At 56.2% G+C, this 19,655-nt stretch carries 17 protein-coding genes; 2 read left to right on the top strand and 15 right to left on the bottom strand.

The annotated features are described in order from the left end of the window. Positions 1-85: 85 nt before the first annotated feature. From ABYM29_RS06850 to ABYM29_RS06825, 6 genes are all read right to left on the bottom strand, one after another. Positions 86-1,582 (bottom strand): DUF3336 domain-containing protein, encoded by a 1,497-nt coding sequence (locus ABYM29_RS06850; protein WP_372863811.1) that lies wholly within the window; start codon positions 1,580-1,582, stop codon positions 86-88. Between the two features lie 149 nt (positions 1,583-1,731). Then, positions 1,732-3,045, bottom strand: coding sequence for a serine hydrolase domain-containing protein (locus ABYM29_RS06845; RefSeq protein ID WP_372863808.1), 1,314 nt, complete (start codon positions 3,043-3,045; stop codon positions 1,732-1,734). A gap of 149 nt (positions 3,046-3,194) precedes the next feature. Then, complete coding sequence (locus ABYM29_RS06840; RefSeq protein WP_372863806.1) at positions 3,195-4,850, bottom strand: putative bifunctional diguanylate cyclase/phosphodiesterase; 1,656 nt, start codon at positions 4,848-4,850, stop codon at positions 3,195-3,197. A 13-nt stretch (positions 4,851-4,863) separates the two neighbouring features. Next, entirely contained in the window at positions 4,864-6,054 is a 1,191-nt protein-coding gene (locus ABYM29_RS06835) for an ATP-binding protein (RefSeq protein WP_372863804.1), read from the bottom strand. A gap of 26 nt (positions 6,055-6,080) precedes the next feature. Further along, the gene (locus ABYM29_RS06830; RefSeq protein ID WP_372863802.1) at positions 6,081-7,064 is read right to left on the bottom strand and encodes a DUF3369 domain-containing protein; all 984 of its coding nucleotides are present in this window, start codon (positions 7,062-7,064) and stop codon (positions 6,081-6,083) included. 375 nt (positions 7,065-7,439) lie between these two features. Beyond that, complete coding sequence (locus ABYM29_RS06825; protein WP_372863799.1) at positions 7,440-8,771, bottom strand: ABC1 kinase family protein; 1,332 nt, start codon at positions 8,769-8,771, stop codon at positions 7,440-7,442. A gap of 175 nt (positions 8,772-8,946) precedes the next feature. On the opposite strand from ABYM29_RS06825, the gene ABYM29_RS06820 reads away from it, so the two are divergent. After that, positions 8,947-9,780 (top strand): acetoacetate decarboxylase family protein, encoded by an 834-nt coding sequence (locus tag ABYM29_RS06820; protein ID WP_372863797.1) that lies wholly within the window; start codon positions 8,947-8,949, stop codon positions 9,778-9,780. Positions 9,781-9,789: 9 nt separating this feature from the next. Here ABYM29_RS06820 and ABYM29_RS06815 read toward each other — a convergent pair whose 3' ends face one another. From ABYM29_RS06815 to ABYM29_RS06780, 8 genes are all read right to left on the bottom strand, one after another. Continuing rightward, positions 9,790-10,467, bottom strand: a complete 678-nt coding sequence (locus tag ABYM29_RS06815) for a MarC family protein (RefSeq protein ID WP_372863794.1) — start codon at positions 10,465-10,467, stop codon at positions 9,790-9,792. Continuing rightward, positions 10,460-11,497, bottom strand: coding sequence for a quinone-dependent dihydroorotate dehydrogenase (locus ABYM29_RS06810; protein ID WP_372863791.1), 1,038 nt, complete (start codon positions 11,495-11,497; stop codon positions 10,460-10,462). The genes ABYM29_RS06815 and ABYM29_RS06810 overlap by 8 nt, the downstream gene beginning before the upstream one ends. A 66-nt stretch (positions 11,498-11,563) precedes the next feature. Next, complete coding sequence (locus ABYM29_RS06805) at positions 11,564-12,193, bottom strand: phosphoadenosine phosphosulfate reductase family protein (protein WP_372863790.1); 630 nt, start codon at positions 12,191-12,193, stop codon at positions 11,564-11,566. Between the two features lie 129 nt (positions 12,194-12,322). Further along, the gene (gene pepN, locus ABYM29_RS06800; protein ID WP_372863787.1) at positions 12,323-14,980 is read right to left on the bottom strand and encodes an aminopeptidase N; all 2,658 of its coding nucleotides are present in this window, start codon (positions 14,978-14,980) and stop codon (positions 12,323-12,325) included. Between the two features lie 26 nt (positions 14,981-15,006). Then, positions 15,007-15,849 carry a DUF2797 domain-containing protein gene (locus ABYM29_RS06795; protein WP_372863783.1) on the bottom strand — a complete coding sequence of 281 codons (843 nt, stop codon included), beginning with the start codon at positions 15,847-15,849 and terminating at the stop codon, positions 15,007-15,009. Continuing rightward, a complete protein-coding gene (locus tag ABYM29_RS06790; RefSeq protein WP_372863780.1) occupies positions 15,846-16,121 on the bottom strand; it encodes a YeaC family protein in 276 nt (91 codons plus the stop codon). Before ABYM29_RS06790 ends, ABYM29_RS06795 begins: the two co-directional genes overlap by 4 nt. A 62-nt stretch (positions 16,122-16,183) precedes the next feature. Beyond that, positions 16,184-17,032, bottom strand: a complete 849-nt coding sequence (locus tag ABYM29_RS06785) for a rhomboid family intramembrane serine protease (RefSeq protein ID WP_372863777.1) — start codon at positions 17,030-17,032, stop codon at positions 16,184-16,186. Then, on the bottom strand, positions 17,025-17,918 hold the full coding sequence (locus tag ABYM29_RS06780; RefSeq protein ID WP_372863846.1) for an NAD(+) kinase: 894 nt from the start codon (positions 17,916-17,918) through the stop codon (positions 17,025-17,027). The genes ABYM29_RS06785 and ABYM29_RS06780 overlap by 8 nt, the downstream gene beginning before the upstream one ends. A gap of 53 nt (positions 17,919-17,971) precedes the next feature. On the opposite strand from ABYM29_RS06780, the gene ABYM29_RS06775 reads away from it, so the two are divergent. Next, positions 17,972-18,889 (top strand): DUF1853 family protein, encoded by a 918-nt coding sequence (locus ABYM29_RS06775; protein WP_372863775.1) that lies wholly within the window; start codon positions 17,972-17,974, stop codon positions 18,887-18,889. Here ABYM29_RS06775 and ABYM29_RS06770 read toward each other — a convergent pair. Beyond that, a partial coding sequence (locus ABYM29_RS06770; protein WP_372863772.1) for a 1-aminocyclopropane-1-carboxylate deaminase/D-cysteine desulfhydrase occupies positions 18,879-19,655 on the bottom strand: 777 nt, incomplete at its 5' end. The two genes, ABYM29_RS06775 and ABYM29_RS06770, sit on opposite strands and share 11 nt — an antisense overlap.

The following is a 19,655-nucleotide window of genomic DNA, read 5'->3' as shown; positions in this document are numbered from 1 at the left end:
GGGCTACTCCATTTTCACGCCGGCTGAACAGCCTAAAATATAGCGAATGTGCGCATCTGCCACACAGTGATTACAGCAACGGGGGTCAAGCGCGGCGACTGCGCGGCATTTCAGCACCCAAGTGATGACTCTTAGCTAAACGACTGAGTTCCTCGTCTTCATAGCGCTCAAGTATCTCAGCCAGTTTGCGGCTAATCTTGGTACTGGCCCGTATCATCTCTATTTTAGGCCAGCTGGCGCGCTCCCCTTCCTCAATGAAGAACAACAGCTGCTCTTCGGTCAACTCATTGAGCAACTTGCGAGGATCAAAAAAGCGGTAGCGGGGAATAATATTGATATCGCCAGTGTACTCTTGGCTAATGACCGCATTGGCCATATTGGCGAGGCGGCGCACCTTGGGGGAGGACTTGAAGTACTTCTGCAGCAGGCTGTTACTGACTTTATACCACTCTTTGAGACTGCGCATTGTCAGGTGGCGCAGCGATTTTGCGACACTCGCTTGGTCGGATTTGGCATCGTGCAGCAACCACAGCACAATGGGGTTGGTCTGACTAACGATAAAGTGATTCACACCATAAAGGCGCGACAGTCGCTTCGCCGGCAGGTCGTCGCTGAAGGAACCATCAATCCAGCGACGCGTAGCCAAATAGGGCTGCGGATGGCCGTGGACGTTTTTCGCTTCCAACATAACCGGCGGAAACACCCCGGGTACCGCGCAGGACGCCAGCACAGCCTTGCGAATATAAACATTGGGTGAAGCCACGGCATTGAGCAGCCGCGAGGTCTGGTGAACATCTGACGGCGATACCGAAATATTGATATGGCGGCCGGTTTTTTCGAAGGCCTCCTGAAAGGTCATATCCGGCACTAACTTGGCAATTTTTTCCTTGAGCATGCGGTGATTAATACGCGGCGTACTCGTGGACAATCCGCCGTTGACCAGATCCATCTCCAGGCGCAACTCGCGCAGCAAATTATCTTTATCGAGGAAATACCTCAACTCCTCGTCGGTTTTTGTACCCAGCACCGCGGCAATTAATGAGCCGGCACTGGCCCCCGAGATCACATCCGGCAGCAAATCCTGCTCGATCAACGCCTTGACCACACCGACATGGAAGTTACCCAGGATCGCCCCACCACTGAGCATCAAGGCGGACTTGCCATAACATTTACTAGCCCGGCGGAAGAAATCCAAACGCTCAATAAAACCCGGCTGGTCACCTTCCAAACGGCTCAGATGATCCAGGGCATCGACAATGGCATCCACATAATCGCCGATCAGCTCCTTCGTCCCAAATTTGGCTCGCGAGTACAGCACAGGCTTGCCCATGCCGCCCATATTGCCGTGGATACCCTCATTTAGGGTAAACAGCAGGCCGATATTGTCGTTATTCTCACGAAAATACCGCAGCCGCTCCAAGCGCGAGCGAATCGAGGCGTAATCATACAAACTGGTCTTATCAATTTTTTTCCAGTGCGCGCGCCCGGAACAGCGATCATGCTCCTGAGCCAAAGCACGCCACTCGTCAAAGCTAGACGCCTGCTGCAATTTCTTATCGAGCTTTTTGATAGTAGAGGGCATAGTCTTCCTGTATTCGCTGTGCGCTGGCCACCGTCTGTGGCCTTGCGGTATCAGCCGGCCAAGCGGGGCACGAGCGCATCACCATTTAGTCTCGCAGTGCCAGCCACCATTATGGGGCAGCATGATAACAAAATCATCAAACAATAAAATTATGACGTTTTAAGCGAATATCTCTGCAGTTTGCTGTTTAAGTCCTCGACATCGCGACACGGCGCGCAGCGCTGACTAACGGCGTCAACCAGGCCCAACAAGCTCAAAATATGCTTGCCGACCACCGGCTTACCGGTGTTGAGAATCGACACTGAAATATCGCGCTGCGGATCGGCCCAACACAAAATATTTGAAAAACCTAAATGCCCATAGGCATAGGGGGTATTACGCCCATAAACACCGACATAGCGACCACCAAGCATCGCCCCAGCGCTATAGCGCATGGGAATAATCAGCGAGCGATCAAACTGTGGCCGCCCCGCCTCGCGGGTCAATCGATTAACCGTAAGCGGCGACAAAATTTGCTGCCCCTGCCACTCACCCTGCTGCAGTAGCATCTGGAAGAAACGGCTGCTTTCTTCCGCGGTCGCGTAGAGATTGCCGGCGGGGATCTGCGCACTGAGAAAACCAGGCGTATTAGATAATTCCACCACTTCGTCGACATCGGCGCCCAGCACTTTTTGCAGGTGCCTGCCCACCAGCCCGACATTTGGCAAGCCACTGATATAATTGCGCGCCACCTCGCCGTGGTCCGCCTCCTCAAGGCCATAGCGGAAATACCGCATCCCCATCGGCTTGCGAATCACTTTATCAAGATAGGCATTGATATCCATACCGCTGCACACGCGAATGAGCTCGGCCAGCACAAAGCCACCAGTAATCGCATGGTAGGCCACCACGCGGCCGTCTTCACACAGGGGTGGCTCTGCACAAATTCTCTGCAGTGCCGCCTGTGGGTCAAACAAAATATCAGTGGGCGTGCCAGGCGGCACCCCCGGCACCCCTGCTCGGTGCGATAGCAGCTGATAAATGGTGATATTCGCCTTACCGCTCTGAGCGAATTCGGGGATGTAGTAACTCACCGGGTTGAGCAGATCGAGCAAACCGTCCTCGGCCAGCTTGTGCACCAGCACCGCCGTGACAACCTTGGATGCAGAAAACAAACAAACAGGCGTATCCAATTCCGCGGCCCGAGGCGTCCCCTGCTCTAGGCCATCGGCAAAACCAATACAGCGATTGAGCAGCATGTTACCGCCCCTGCGCAGGGTCATGCTCACCATGGGATGCATGCCACTTTGGTGCAAGGCCTCGGCCTTGCTCCAGATCGCCTCCACATCCTCGCGACTAACACCACTGCCTTCCGCCGAGGCCTCACGGGGGTCTATCGTTGCCACACTGCGCTGTTCCACTCCCGCAGTGGGGGCGCGAAAGATTTTATCGCTTAGAGACTTACATTGTTTTTCAAGCAGCATCGACACTCTCTTACTATCCGCCTCTGACACACCAACTGGCGCCAGTTACCATCCGTTAACTTCAGTTATAACACGGCAAAAGAGTGTGAACTAGAGCAAAAAAAGCAACTTAATGTGGCTTTTCGACGAATATCAGCGCCACAGCCGCCTCACTGGCCAGCCCCATGGATCAGCGCAACTGGCCGGCCATGTAAATAGCCCTGGCTGAAATCCACCCCCATCGCCGCCAACTTGTCGTGCACAACCTGACTTTCCACAAACTCGGCGATAGTCTTTTTGCCAAGTACATGGCTGATGTCGTTGATCGAACGCACCATGGCCTCGTGAATGGGATTTTTATCGATATCGTGCACAAACAAGCCATCTATTTTCACAAAGTCCACCGCCAATTCCTGTAAATAACCAAACGACGACATACCAGTACCAAAGTCATCGAGGGCAAACAAACCTCCGAGTTCGTGCACTCGCTCCATAAACCGCGTCACTACCGAGAAATTAGTGATTGCCACGGTTTCGGTAATCTCAAAACAGATCAAGCTGGGGTCGACATTGCCCCGACGCAGATTGCGGTAAACAAATTCAAGAAAGGATTCCTGGCACAGCGACTGACCCGAAATATTGACCGAGAACATCACCTCACCGGCACGCAATTGTGGATTGGCGATCAGATAATCAAAAACGGCCTGAACCACCCAGCGGTCTATTTGCGGCATCAACCCAAAGCGCTCCGCCGCCGGCATAAACTGCCCCGGGCTGAGCAGCTCGCCCTTGTAGCACATACGCACCAACAATTCGCTGTGCCGGCATGCATCAGCGCGCGCATTGTCCCCCAGGGGCACAATGCCTTCGTTAACCAAACAGAATTCGTTCTTGCTGAGCGCCTGATTAATGCGATGAACCCAATCCATTTCGTCGTGTAGACGACTGAGATTCTTATCATGGACATCGTAGAGATGTACCCGCCCCCGACCGTTCTCCTTGGCGGTATACATTGCCACATCCGCCTGACTCATCACCGCTTGGCGCTCGAGCGTGTATTGATCGATCAACACCACGCCGACACTGATCGACACCCGGTGACTGATATTACTCCACACGAAATCCATTCGCTTCACCGCGCGAACCAGCCGAGTGGCCGTCGCCTTCGCCTCAAAGCTATCAACATTACACAGCAGCACGCCGAACTCATCGCCACCCAAGCGATAAAGCAGGTCACCGGCAAATAGCTCGGCACTCAAACATTCGCCCACGGCCTTAATCAAGTTGTCGCCCGCACCGTGGCCGCTGGTATCATTAATCAACTTGAACTGATCAATATCGATGTACAACAAGGCATGGCTGCGAGAGCTGGTCGCGGCATCGTTAACCAAATTGTCGATTCGCCGTTCAAACTCCCGGCGCCCCATCAGTGAGGTCAGCGGATCGAGGTGATTAATCACCTCCGCAGCCGCACTGCTAGCCGTCGCATGACTAGCAAGAAGCAACACGAAGCCGGCCGGCTCACCGCCGTCGCCCCGCACCACCTCGACCTTCAGTGACATCACCGCCTCACGACCATCGATGCCGGAAGTACGCAGCTTAACCTCGCCCCCAGCACTGGCCAGCTCGTTCAGCAGTGCCGGCTTAAGCGCCTCACCCTTGTCGCTGCGCAATGGCAACGCCGATTCCAGCGGCAAGCCCAAGACTGTGTGATGATCGCAGTTCAGCAGCTGCTCTGCGGCAGCGTTGAGGTAGTTGATAGTGCCCTCTCCATCGACACACAACAGTGCCTGAGAGAGACTCGACAAAACCCATTCAGCCCTCATCGAGGCCTCCGCACTATTCTGTGAGCGGAATGGTGAAATAGAAAGTTGACCCCTTGCCAACCTCTGAATCCAACCATATTTTACCACCGTGCCAGCGCACAATTTTTTCACAAATGGCCAGCCCTACACCCGACTCCCGCGAGACACCGGCAGTACTGTCGCGATGGAACAAATTAAACAAACTGCTGTGCTGTTCCGGACTAATACCTGAGCCGGCATCGGTCACCGAAAACAACCAGTTGCGCTCATGGGTAACCGCATTGATGTAAATCTCCGGGGCCCGCCCCTCGGTAAAACGAATGGCATTGCTAATCAGGTTTTGGAATAACTGCACCATCTGGCGATGGCAGGCGTAAATGGTGGGCAAGGTTTCACTGTGTAGATTCGCGTGACTGGCTCGAAACTCCGCATCCAAATTAACTAACACTTCGTGAACAACGGCATTGCAGTCGACACTCTCGCGGCTCTCGTTGAATCGCCCAACCGAGGTCAGCGCCACCAATTTGTTGAGCGCAGACTGCATCGCATAAATATTGTCGCGCATTTCCACCAATGACTCTGCTGCGGCCTGTGGCAGCGGTGGATCCTGGGGGCCGGTCAAACTGCGCATAGTACTGACCACGTCATTGAGGGGGACTTGCAGATCCCTCGCTGCCAGGTGGGACAGCTGCTCGATTTCATTGACGAGGCCAATCAACTGATGACGGCTGCGAGCCAGAGACACTAAATCGCGATAGGAGGATAGCGCGGTATAAATAACCGAGAACAAGCGATCCTGGGTGAGTTCAGTTTTGGCGCGGTAGTCATTGATATCGTAAACCTTGAGCACCCGCCGCTCCGGAGCCAGGCCCGGCTGACCGGTACGCAAGATAATGCGCACAAAGTGATTGCCCAATTCCTGGCGAATATACTGCGCGACATCCAGTCCGGCGCTATCGGTTTCCATCACGACATCCAACAAAATAATGGCAACATCAGGATTGTCGTGAATCACCTGACGCGCTTCAGCGCCAGAATAGGCACTAATGAATTCCAGGTTGCGGCCGCCGAAACTGAAATCGTGCAGGGCCAATCGTGTCACCACGTGAATTTCTTCTTCGTCGTCAACGATCAGAACTTTCCACGCCTGTGTCAACGGCGATGCCGAGTGCTTACCCCCTTCAATTGCTTCTGTTGCCAACATAAGTCGGTCATCAATAGCCACAGTTCACTCCCTGCATCGCAAGCATATTATCCGCCTCTAAGGCGCTCCATCAGCTCAACATTGTCATGAGCAATCGCCACATTTCTCACAAACAATTCAATCATATGAACATCCGGCACAGAAAAACTGTCACGCGCAGACACGTATAACAGCTGCTCAACACCTGCCTTTGTACAGTAGTAGCTTACCCAGTAATTATCGCCATAATTATTGGACTTGCCATTAATCGCACATTGAAGACGATCCTGCGTCTCTCGATCCAAAACATCGCATTTGATGGTGCCACTATACTGCCGAAAACGCCCCGACGATGCCAACACCTGCAATTGTCGCTCCGAAGCATCGCAGGCATTGGCAATCATTCCCGAAGCGCGAACCAACATGGCATCACTATTGAGGTAAAGCAACGCGATTAACTGCTCCAACACCCCCTCATAAAACGCCTGCATATGACGGCGTTCGAATATTTCTGCGGAGGCTTCAATAACCCGCAACAAACCACGGCGATTATTGTCCAGGGCGGTCAAATCCCGATATGAGCGCAATGCGGTATATACGGAAGAGAACAACTTTTGCCGCGTTAGCTCGGTCTTTTCCTTGTAGTCATTAATGTCATAGCGAATAATCACTTCGTGCTCGGGCGCCTGTCCCGCCTGGCCAGTGCGCAGAATAATACGCACCATGCGGTTATTCAGTTCTTCGCGAATGCAGTGCACCAACTCCAGACCGGCGTGCTCCGTTTCCATGACGACATCTAGCAGCACCACCGCGATATCGCCATGATGCTGCATCAGCTCCCTGGCCTCCTCTGCGGAATAGGCGCTGATCATCTGTAATCCGCGACCACCCAGCTCAAAATCTTCCAGCGCCAGGCGCGTAACAACATGCACAACCTTCTCGTCGTCCACCACAAGCAGCTTCCAAGGCTCGGCATAGACTCGCTTGTCGTCATTGATGCCTTCTTCAGCCAACAATAACTTGTCGTCGACCGACTCAGGTAGGTCACCCATCACCACACTCCTCCCTTTACAACTGCCAAATACCGCTTATCCATGTCCCACAGTGGGACTCGGTACCGCCAAACAGCCAGCGCTCCAACGGTTAAGCCGCGACTCACATCCAACCTGCCGCGACCCACTCCGTCGCATACGGTGAAAAGTGATTCAAAGAACTGTAGGGTTGAGGATCGCAGATCGGCGCCAAGACACGGACTTGTACAACAGCAGTCGCACCTCAATCCCCGGCAACTGCCAATGCACACCAGCAAGGCAACAACAAGCGCTACACTCCCTATATGTGACGTAGTTAAACCTAGGGCACAGCTAAAAAGTATCGTGTGTACTACTTACTGAACATTCGGAAAAAGAAGAATTAGCTATTTTTATTCAATGACTTAACATCATTTCAACGCGCTCATCGCGAAACAGGTCAACCCCCGGCGCCAACAACTCGACATAGCGGTCAAAATAGAGGAACTGCTTCAGCAGCATAGTGAAAGAACGCGGAAAGCGTATACCGTAATTGCGAGCAATCGCGCCCAGGTCGCTCAGCAAGGCGTTGATACCATCCCCCGACTGATTCTCCAACACACTCACCGGATCTACGGCGTTCAGGTTTTCGAACAGGGCGGCAATATCGCGGCTCAGCGCGTCCACATCCACGGCATCGCGGGTAATCCCCACCGTCACCATCGCCTCGGCCATCATTCGATAGTCTTGCTGACTAACGCCCGCAAACAAACTAAACATTGCCTGCCAAGCTTCCGGCCGGATGCGGCCGACCATACCAAAATCAATAAAGCCGACGCGGCCGTCGTCCAACAGCAGCAAATTACCGCTGTGTAGATCTGCGTGAAAAAATGGACACTGAGTCAGGCTGGCAAACCAGGTATTGAGTGCATTGAACAAACCTTCGCTGGGGTCGCGCCCCCCGCCCGCTACCGACAAGCCCTGATCGGTGAGTGCCGAACCGTAGAAGCGCTCCATGGTTAGCACTCGCGCTGACGACACCTGGGCATAGGGCTTAGGCGCAACAACCTGGGTATTGCCAGTATCAGCGAGAAACTGCCGGAAAACCCGCAGATTTTCGGCTTCCTTAATAAAATCGCACTCATCGATCATCGCCTGGTACATCTCTGATACCAAGCCCGCCACGGCATCCCGGTCAGTATTCGGTACGATCAACTCCAACACCCGTGTCAGCAAATACACTGTGTTCATATCCGTGGTCAGCACCGCCCGCACACCGGGCTTTTGCACCTTGACCACCACATCTTCGCCACTCTTCAGGCGCGCGGCATGTACCTGCGCAATTGATGCCGACGCCAACGCCTGTTCATCAAACTCGTCAAACAACGCTTCCAGTGGTCGCCCGAGGTCCTGTTCCACAATCTGACGGATTTTGCTAAACGCAATCGCCGGTGTTTGATCGAGGCAGGACTGAAATTCATCGACATAGTCCTTGGGAAAAATGGAGGGCGAGCTGGCAATAAACTGCCCGAACTTAATATAGGTCGCACCCAGCGCCTCGAACAACTCACGCAGCTCGGCAGGACGCGGCTGGCGCCACTGCAACAACCACTTCAGGGCCTGCGGGTACACTTTGGCCACAGTTTGAGCAAGGCGCAGCGAGCCGCGCAAACCCAATTCAGCAACACCGATATTCCGACCCGCTGATAGTTCCGGCATCAACGGTTTAAAACGTGGAAATGCAGCCATAAAAACTCCCTCTCGACCAGCACTGGCAGCGTTAACAAAGACGGTCATTATCCCCTATTGCCGGGCTAGGGCATAGTAAACTGGCGCTGACTTGGCGCCATTACAGCACCGTAATGTCACATTTTGACGACTGTGCCTACAATCACCCAACGATAACGATAATACGGGACACACCATGCAAGACACGCACATCCACGCCAGCGAGCAGGCTGTCGGCAATTGCAACACCGACGAGGTTTGCCAGCAGCGCGGCCCCGGCCACTACCAAATTGACGGCCGCGAGGTCAGCCTGCCGGTGCGCGTCAACGACGCCTCTATGCTGATGAACATTTTCGCGGTCGACAGTAAAGTTGCCCAGTCGCTAATCGCCGATACCGGCTTCAAGGTCGTCAAATTATGGCCGGGCAAGGCGCTGATGCAACTACTGGCCGTGGACTATCGAGAAAACGATCTGGGGGACTACAACGAGGCGGCAATCGTTTTCCCGGTAACCACACCCGGCGAATCAGCGCCGCTGCCGATAGTTGGCGCGCTGTGGCGAGTGCTGCGCGGCAAGCTGGCCAACTATGTTTACCGCATGCCGGTCAATCAAGGCTTCACCACCCACGCCGGACGCTTTATCTGGGGCTTTCCCAAATGGGTAACCGATGTCGACATTCAAATTGATGAACAACAAGCGCGCGCACGCTTTACTGATGACCAACAACTGGTTTTCGAAATCACCGCCAAGGCCGGCGGCAACATCAGCGCTGGCGCCCAGCAGGCACCATCATTAGCCGTGCGCAACGGCCGCGCCTGGAAAACTATCGGCATTACCGAGGGCGAAGGCCTGCGCTTCAGCCTTGGCGGCGCACTGCCGAGTATTGGCGACCAGCATCCACTGGCAAAAACATTGCGCGAATTGGGCCTGCCAAAAAAACCCCTGTGCAGCGTCTCAATGAAACGCGCCAAACTGTTGTTTGAAGGCCCCGAAGTCGTGGATATCGGTCAGCCCTTTAGCCGCCGCTAACCGGCGCCATCATGCGCCGCTAGCCGCTGGCGGCGTAGCCACCCCACCCAGCAAGCCGCTCTGGGCAATGCCGTCGAATAAAAACTGCATTGCCAGCGCACAAAGCAACACACCGAATACCCGGCTCACCATATGCATCCCGGTCACACCGAGCAAGGTCTGCAACTGACTGGCCAGCAGCAGCGCCGCCAGAGTCAGCAACAACACCAGAGCCAGCGCCATCAGCACCACCGCCTGTTCGGCATAATTGCCCTCGGCATGGGCCATCAACAGAATCACTGCACCAATGGCACCGGGCCCGGCGATCAGCGGCGTCGCCAAAGGAAAGACGGCGATATCGGCCTTTAACTCTGCCTCGCGGCTTTCCTCTGTCGTGGTAGTGGTCGCGCCGCTACCCTTGGCGGCCACCATCTCAATACCGATTAACAACAGCAGTACGCCACCCGCAGCCCGCAGTGCCGCCAGTGATATACCGAGCATATTGAGAATCCAGTCGCCCAGCAGGGCAAACAGCAGCAGGATAGCGCCGGCAATCAACACCCCGCGAACCGCCGTTAGACGGCGCTCGCGCTCATCCAAACCACCGGCAAAAATCGCGAACATCGCCGCCACATCCACCGGGCCTATAGTGGCAAAAAACGTCGTCACCGCAACGCTGAAAGCCTCTAATAACGCGGCGTTACCCACCCCGCGTGGCCCTCAATACCGTGCTGGCACCCCGCACCGCATCGCGAATTAACGCCGGGCCACGGTAAATAAACCCGGTGTACACCTGCAACAATGCAGCGCCGGCCTCAACCTTTTCCGCAGCAGCCTCGGCGCTGGCAATGCCGCCAACCCCGATAATCGGCAGGCGGCCGGCCAGCTCATCGGCGAGAATCCGCACCACTCGCGTCGCCGCCTCACGCACCGGTGCGCCACTCAAACCACCGGCCTCCTCAGCGTGCAGCAGCCCTGCAACCGCCTCTCGAGAAATGGTCGTATTGGTAGCAATCACCGCATCGATGCCGGTCTCAACAAAAGTTCTCGCGACGTCGCGAACATCTTCGTCAACCATATCTGGCGCAATCTTCACCGCCAGCGGCACATAGCGGCCGTGCTCTTCTGCCAGTGCTAGCTGGGCGGCCTTGAGCGCTTGCAACAACAGCCGCAAGGGCTCGCCAAACTGCAGATCGCGCAACCCAGGCGTATTCGGCGAGGACAAATTTACCGTGACATAGCTCGCCAGCGGATAAACCTTGCGCAGGCAGTACAGGTAGTCATCAACCGCCTGCTCAGCCGGAGTATCTTTGTTTTTACCGATATTAATGCCCAGCACGCCGTCGTAATGACTGGCTGTTACCGCCGCCACCAGGGCGTCAACACCACGGTTATTAAAACCCATGCGGTTAATAATGGCCTCGGCTGCAGGCAGGCGGAACAGCCGCGGCCCGGGGTTACCCGGCTGCGGCCGCGGAGTCACCGTACCCACCTCAATAAAACCAAAACCCAAGGCCGCCAGCGCGTCGATATGGCGGGCGTCTTTATCCAGGCCTGCCGCCAAGCCCACCGGGTTGGGGAAGCGAATTCCCATCACCTCTACTGGACAAGGCTCCGGGCGGGCAGCCAACAAGCCCGACAACCCCAGGCGATGGGCGGCCGACAAGGCCTTGAGAGAGACATTGTGAGCGGTTTCCGCCGACAGGCGAAACAGTAGCGGGCGAATCAGCGAATACATGCTTTGGCCATCAACGAGTTAGACGCCAGCATAGCGAACTGCGGCGCCGGGAAAAAGTCTGCGGGTTCAGGCCGATGTGTGCAGGCCGCACTCGCGATTTTCAGCCACCTTGGTGGGGTCAAAGTAGTGTTTGCAGCTGGGCAGCTGGTGGGCCTCCATATAGGCCTGCACATCCTGCTCACTCCAGTAAAAAATCGGCGCCACTTTAAGAATACCTCGGCCGTCCCAGGACAGCACGTCCAAACTCTGTCGAAACGCGGTTTCTTCCTTGCGGATACCGGTCAGCCAAATCTTCGGCTTGAGCTCATCAAAGGCGCGATTAAAGGGCTCTAATTTAACTTGGCGGGTAAACTCGCGGTGTAAATCAGGATTGTCATCCGGGTGCGGAATCCCCCCCATCAGCGCGTTGCGGCGCTCGGCCGTCATTTCCGGGATATACACCTTCAAATTGGGCTTGAGCAGCTTAATCAACTTTTCTGCAACGCGATAAGTATCCGGCACATTATAGCCGCTGTCCGCCCACACAATTGGCATCTGTGGATCAACATCGGTAACCAACTTGAGCATCACCGCCGCGTTCTGCGAAAAACTGGTCGACGACATCGCCGGCTCGCCCAGCGACACCGCCCAGCGAATAATGTCCTCTGCCGATTTGTCGCGCAGTTCGGCGTTCAGCGCGTCGAGATCCAGATCCATGATAGTTATCACTGCTAATTACAAGGTCGGCAACCTTACCACAAATCCGCAATAAAACAAGAAAAGTCTATATAAATCAGTCAGTTATAACAAAAGCGAATATAGTTATAACAAAACTGATTTTTATGCTTACTCTCCCTCGAGGCTCTTTGACACCACCTCGTACACATCGCTGCTCAAGGTCGGCACCGCCAGCACGCGCCGCAGCTCCGCGCGCATTCGCTGCTGGACCTCAGGCAAGTATTTCCGCCATTTAGTCAGCGGCCCCAACAAGCGCGAGGCAATCTGCGGATTGCGGCTATTTAGCTCAATAACCCGATCGGTCAGGAAAGCGTAGCCGGCACCATCCTCGCGGTGAAAATTCACTGCATTTTGGCCACAAAAAGCCCCCACCAAGGCCCGCACCTTGTTCGGGTTGCCAGGGTCGTAGGCGGGGTGGCTCATCAGCTCCACAACACGCTCTAACGTGCCGGGCAGCTTGCACATCGCCTGCACCTGGAACCACTGGTTAATAACCAGAGGTTCGTGCTGCCAATCTTGATAAAAACGCTGCAGTGCCTGCGACTTATAGGCCATATCGCTGTTTACAATGGCGCTCAGTGCGGCCAAACGGTCGGTCATATTCGCGCTCCGTTCAAACTGCTGTCGCGCCAGCTCCGGCCCCTCTGCGGTCGCCATCAGATAGGACAGCGCCACATTCTTCAAACTGCGCAGGGCAATCTGTTCAGCACTGGCCTGATAGGGCTCGTCGCTGTGACACTGCCGGTACGTCGCCAACAATGGCTCGCGCAACGCCATTGCAAGATTGGCGCGCAGGGCCTCGCGAGCGCGGTGAATCGCCGCAACATCCACGGGTGAAATCAATTCGGCTAAATAGGCCTCTGACGGCAGCTGCAACATCAATGCAACCATCGCCGGATCCAGACTGCCGTCCTGCAGCAAACCGCCGCAGGCCTCAATATAGTCAGCGGCCACCTGCACCTCAGCACCTTCAGCCTGAGCAGCAAGCGCCGTGCGAATTTCTGCCAGCCCCAGCTGCTGACTGGCATCCCAGCGACAAAAACCGTCGCCATCGACCTGCATGATGCGCAACAGCTCATCGCGCTGATAAGCCATCGCCAACTTCACTGGCGCGGAAAAACCGCGCAGCAAACTCGGCACCGGTTTTTCACCCACGCCGTCAAATACAAAGCGCTGTTCAAACTCGGTAACGTCCAGCACCAGCTCGGTGTTATCGCTGCTTTCGACATTGGCGGCTGCGCCGCGCAGCTGCAGCGGCAATTGTCCGGCCTCGCCCAACAACGCCACCGCCAAGGGAATATGAAAAGCTTCTTTTTGCCGTTGGCCCGGGCTCGGCGGGCAACTCTGCGCCACCGTCAAGGTATAGCTCTGCTGCTCAGCATCGTAGTCGCCAGTCACCGTCAGCTGCGGAGTGCCCGCCTGGGAATACCAACGGCGAAACTGCGTCAAATCGACGCCGCTGGCATCCTCCATCGCCTTGACAAAATCTTCACAGGTCACCGCCTGGCCATCGTGGCGATCAAAGTACAGGTCACTGCCGGCGCGAAAACGCTCGGGGCCCAGCAGCGTGTGAATCATCCGCACTACCTCAGCGCCCTTTTCATACACCGTCACCGTGTAGAAATTAGAAATTTCAATAAACGAGTCGGGCCGCACCGGGTGGGCCATTGGGCCACCGTCTTCAGCAAACTGAGCAGTGCGCAGCAACGTCACATCCTCGACCCGTTTCACGGTCGGCGAGCCCATATCGGCCGAGAAGGCCGCGTCGCGAAACACCGTGAACCCCTCTTTGAGGCTCAACTGAAACCAGTCGCGACAAGTCACGCGATTGCCCGACCAGTTGTGAAAATATTCGTGGGCCACGACACCTTCCACTCGCTGAAAACCCGCGTCAGTGGTCGTTTCGGGCTTGGCCAGCACGCAAGAGGTATTAAAAATATTGAGGCTTTTGTTCTCCATCGCCCCCATATTGAAATCGTCCACAGCGACGATATTAAACAACTCCAGGTCGTATTCCCGGCCGTAGACCTCCTCGTCCCAACGCATGGCATTTTTCAAGGACTGCATCGCGTGCTCGCATTTATCGAGGTCTTTCTTTTCCACGTAAATATGCAAGTCGACATCGCGGCCACTAGCGGTGGTAAAACGGTCGCTGATCCGCGACAACTTGCCCGCCACCAAGGCAAACAAATAAGCGGGCTTCGGGAAGGGGTCGTGCCAAACGCTGCGCTGCATGCCGTCGACGAGAGGCTCGCTAAGCACGCAATTGCCATTAGACAACAGCACGGGGTAGGCCTCGGCGTCAGCGATAATCTCCACTTCGAACTCCGACATCACATCGGGACGATCGAGGTAGTAGGTAATTTTGCGAAAACCCTCAGCCTCGCACTGAGTGCAGAACATGCCACTGGATTTATACAGACCTTCCAAAGAGGTGTTGCGCTGCGGGTAAATACGCGTGACACACTGTAGCTCAAACTGCTCAGGCACCGCGTCGATACGCAGAATTTCGCCATCGCGCTGCCAGTCCCCGTCAAGCAATGGCGTTCCGTCGATCGCCAGCGACAACAGTTCCAGTTCTGCACCATGCAGCTCCAAAGGCGCGACGGTATTGCGCTCTGCGGCAGGATTGCGGCGCAACTGCAGACGCGAACTGACCTCGGTGTACTGCTCACCCAAGCGAAAGCTCAGCGCAGTTTTATCAATCAAGTACTCGGGAACACGGTAGTCTTTCAGGTAAATTGTGCGGGGCTGCGCGTCGCGCATACTACTCTCCTAATGGCGGCCTTGAACTACAGCGCAGGACTGCTAATTTCCAAGTGATAACCGCCGTATTTGCGAATATTGATCACACCGGTATCAAAGATAAGATACTGGCCTTTTATACCCATCAAGGTACCTTCAGCAAGTGGGTTTTTATCCAAATTAAAGGATTTCACTTTACTGGGATACTCCACCACCGGGTAGTCGATACGTTGCACCTGCCCCCCCGTTAAAGGCTGAATCGCCTGTAGACCGAAACGCTGCTGCAGCGCCTCGATCTCCGGCTGGCAAATCTGGGCCAACTCCTCGCCGCGGGCCGCTAGATCATACTCCGGCGGCGGCCCCTTGAGCATTGCCTGCCAGCTGGTTTTATCAGCGACATGCGATTTATACACGCTCTCGACCAGACCCGACTGCTGGCGGGTGCTAACCCGGAATATCGGCAGTGCAGCCACCGCCCCCTGATCAATCCATCGGGTCGGCAGCTGCGTGCCGCGGGTAATGCCCACCTTCACGCCCGAGGAATTGGCCAAGTAGACCACGTGGTCAACCATGCAGTGCTTTTCGCCCCACTCGGGCTCCCGGCATGTGCCCGCAAAGTAATGGCATTTTTCCGGACTGACAATACAGCTGTCGCACTGCGCCAAGCGCTGAAAACACGGGTAGCAATAACCCTGACTAAAACTTTTTTTGGTCAAGCGGCCACAGTGCACACAGTTGATCTGCTGACGGTATGCCAAACGCAGGGTACTGCCGATAAGGCTATTCATCACCACGGCATCTTCACCGAGCACCAAGGTATACTGGGGCTGGGTATCCTCCAGCACCGTGCGCATTTTTGACGCCGCACCAGCCACGGCAGACTGGGTCATTGAGAATCCGTCCATTTAATCGGCTTTTCACTCGCCGCGTCGCCATGACCACTGCAGCTATCACCCTGAGCCTTGCTACCCATATCAATATCGCCGACACGCTCACCCTCGGGCTTGCGACGGTGATCGTAAGCAATGACTGCATCCATGCAATGGCTGCGCTGCTCTGCGGTCAACGGCCGTCCATCCGGCCACTTGCCGATTTCAACGGCGCGCTTGAGCGACTCATAAATTTCCGGATCGAGGTTGTCGATCAGTTTTTCAAAATCCATAGCGCCCTCCGCAGGCCGCCTATAAAAAAGAGAGGAAGTATACCAGAGCTAGCGCCGGGCTTTTACGCCGGGCGCCGACGTAAAAATGCAGCCGCCGCACCGAGCAGCAGACCCATCAACAGACCGCTGACATGGGCGGTATTGGCAATTTCACCCAAGCCCAGCAGGCGGGTAAAGCCCGCCAGGCAAAGCAACAACCACACCAGCATGACCACCGCCACGCCGGGCACCAAAGGCAAGGCCTCTGCCCGACGCAACTGGTTCCACGCTAGGATGTAGCCCAGCAGGCCATAGATAACCCCGGACATGCCGCCAAACAGCGACACCGACATCATCGCCTGAGCCATATTTGAAGACGCCGCCACCAGTACCACCACCGCCAGCAGTGTCGCCGCCCCCTGCCGCCGCTCAATCATCCCTCCCAACTCCCAGAGCCAGAGACCATTAAACGCAATATGCAGCACACCAAAATGCAGGAACATGGGCGTCAACAGGCGCCACAACTGCCCACTGGGCCAACTGGCCACCAGCCGACCACTGTCTAGATCCAGGGGATAAAAGCTGAGATATGACACCAGCGAAAAACTGCGATCCACAACCGGCAGCAAGGCCCCCAACACACTGAGTAACAGCAATAGCAGGACCATCGGCCGACCGGGCGACGGCGCCGGTCGCGACGCCAGCGACACATCGACAAGGGGGGCGGCGCGCCCCAGGCTCAGCTCACCACTGTGCAGTTTTTTATACAAGCCCTGCACTATGGCCACCTGCTCTCGATCGCCGACCCGCAACACCTGGCTGCCACTGTCTTCTGAAATATGGTGGGCTACCCCACGCTGCCAAAGCAGTCGCGAGAAATCGGCCAGATCCTCAGTGACAGGCAAACGCAGCGCAATAAAGTAGTCAGTCATCATCATCGCCGGCAGGCAGGTGCGCGCCCCAACCAAGTTTATCTCGACAACTGGCATAGAAGCTGTGGTCCAGCGGGTGGATCAACTTCATGCGATGGGGCTTTTTACGGACATTGATAATATCGCCAGGCTGACTGGTCATGCGCAGCTGACCATCACAGGTCACCGGCGGCTGGGCAGTGTTGCAGTCGCACACCAGCATACTGATTTCGCTCTTGCCATCAATCACAATCGGCCGGCTGCTAAGGGTGTGAGGGAACATCGGCACAATCACAATCGCATCGAGTCGCGGGTGCATGATCGGCCCGCCAGCCGACAGTGAATAGGCGGTCGAACCCGTCGGCGTGGAAATAATCACGCCATCTGAGCGCTGCCGATAAACGAACTCGCCATCGACAAATAATTCAAACTCCATCATATGGCCGGAGGTGCCGGAATTTAGCACTACGTCATTCAGTGCATCCCCCTTGCCGACGCGCTCACCGCTGCGAATCAACTCGACATCGAGCAAAAACCGCTTTTCCAGCCGGTAGTGGCCATCCAGCACGGCCCCTACCTGCGCTTCGATATCATCGGGCGAAATATCGGTAAGAAAGCCCAGGCGACCGCGATTCACGCCCAATACCGGCGCATTGTGGCGGGCCAAGGTGCGCGCAGCCCCCAATAGGCTGCCATCGCCACCGACCACGATAATTAAATCGCAGATCTCGCCGATCATCCGCCGGCTGCACACCCGCAGGCCGTGAGAGGCCATCAGGCCAGCGACCTGCTCATCGAGTACAACACTGAGCTCGCGCTGCTGAAGGTAGTCCAACAGCCGTTTGAGCGTCGCGGCGACACCGTTGCCTTCACGGCCGATGACCCCTATATTGCGGAACTGTTCCATAATTACTGCTGCCATGCGCGGGGCGCTCATTATAACCAGCCTGTGGGAACACAATGCAAACTCTGCGCACAGCATCCGCCAAGAGAATACGCCCTATCAACTCGCTGGACCTTAACCACTATCGCTCGCCCACGCTGCGCGCTCTGGCGTGGAGCTGCTTTTCCACACCGCTGCTGCAGGCCTCGGCCGGCCTGAGCGAAGCGCCACCACTGCCGCTGACCCCGGCGCGACGCCACTGGCTGGATGAACTGGATCGCGACGACCGCGCGCTCCGCGAGCACTTGCAAAGGCGCTGCGCAAGTCCGCGGCTAGGCCTGGTTTTTGAGTCACTGTGGCACTTCTTTCTCGAACAAGACCCCCACACCGAATTGCTCGCCCACAACCTCCCGGTGCGCCAAAATGGCCAAACCCTGGGAGAGTTCGACATTATCTACCGCGACCTAAACAGCGGCGCGGCCATTCACCTGGAACTGGCGGTAAAATTTTTCCTGGCCACCGGCGCAGGCAAACTGCCACTGAGTGCCTGGCGCGGCCCCAATAGCGCCGATCGCCTGGACCGCAAGCTAGAGCGACTCAACCGCCATCAACTGCAGCTGTCACTCAGCGAGGCTGGCCGCCAGACTCTGCACAATCTCGGTATCGACCACTGCCAGCGCCGACTACGGATCGCGGGCATACTCTTTTACGCCGACAGCCAAGCCGCAGAAACTCCCGGCCTGCACCCCCTGCACTGCCGAGGTCACTGGCTGCGGGCATCTGCGCTGGCACAACAATGGCAGAGCCAAGGCAGCCAGTTTGACTGGCGGCTACTGGAAAAACCGCGGTGGCTAAGCGCCGACTACGAGCGCGCCCTGCCGATTAACGACGCCACAATACAACGCGCCCAACAGCGACCACTCATGCTGATAAACCCCAGTTTAGATCGCTGCTTTGTCGTGCCCGATCAGTGGCCTAAGCCCGTCAAGCCCTAAACAGCTCCGGATAACCTCGCCGCCCTTGCAGGCCACCGCTGTGAACCACCAGAATACGCGAGTAATCTGCCAATTCCCCCGCGGCAGCCATAGTCTCAACGGCGTAAAACAATTTCGCGGTGTATACCGGGTCTAGAGGCAGCCCATGGCGCGACTCAAAACCGCGAATAAAATCCACCAAACCCTCGCTCAAGCGCCCGAAGCCGCGATCGACAAAGCGGTGATCCAAACGCCAATTGCCCCGATCGGCTCCCAACTGAAGAATCAGCCGGCGGATATCGCCCGCCATAAACGCTTCCGCCTTGAGTACCGGCACCCCCAGCAATTGCACGCCGTCGGCGACGCCGGCCGCCAGCCCGGCCAAGGTCGTACCCGTTCCACAGGCGATCATAATCAAGGCATAGTCAGCACCGCGCCGCGGCAGCAACTCGGCGATCTCCGCACAGCCCTGCGCACCGTCCAAATTGCCGCCCCCCTCGGGAATCAGGTAGGGATTTTCAAAGTCCTGCAACAGCGACTCCACAAACACCGGATCATGACGACGACGATACTCACTGCGACTGAGGCGGTGCAGCTGCATTCCCCAGCGCTGCAAATCATCCATACAGGGGGTACTCTGCGCCGCGTCGGCGCGAATAAATGCGGCAGTTGGCCAGCCCAACTCCAAGCCGAGGGCGGCTAGGGCGTGCAAATGATTGGAATGGGCACCGCCAAAGCTCAGCAGCTGCGACGCGCCTTGCGCAGTGGCAGTGGCGATGTTGCGACG

It is taken from the genome of Spongiibacter sp. (assembly GCF_041602295.1).
GTDB lineage: Bacteria > Pseudomonadota > Gammaproteobacteria > Pseudomonadales > Spongiibacteraceae > Spongiibacter.
This window is presented reverse-complemented; position numbering and strand designations above follow the sequence as displayed.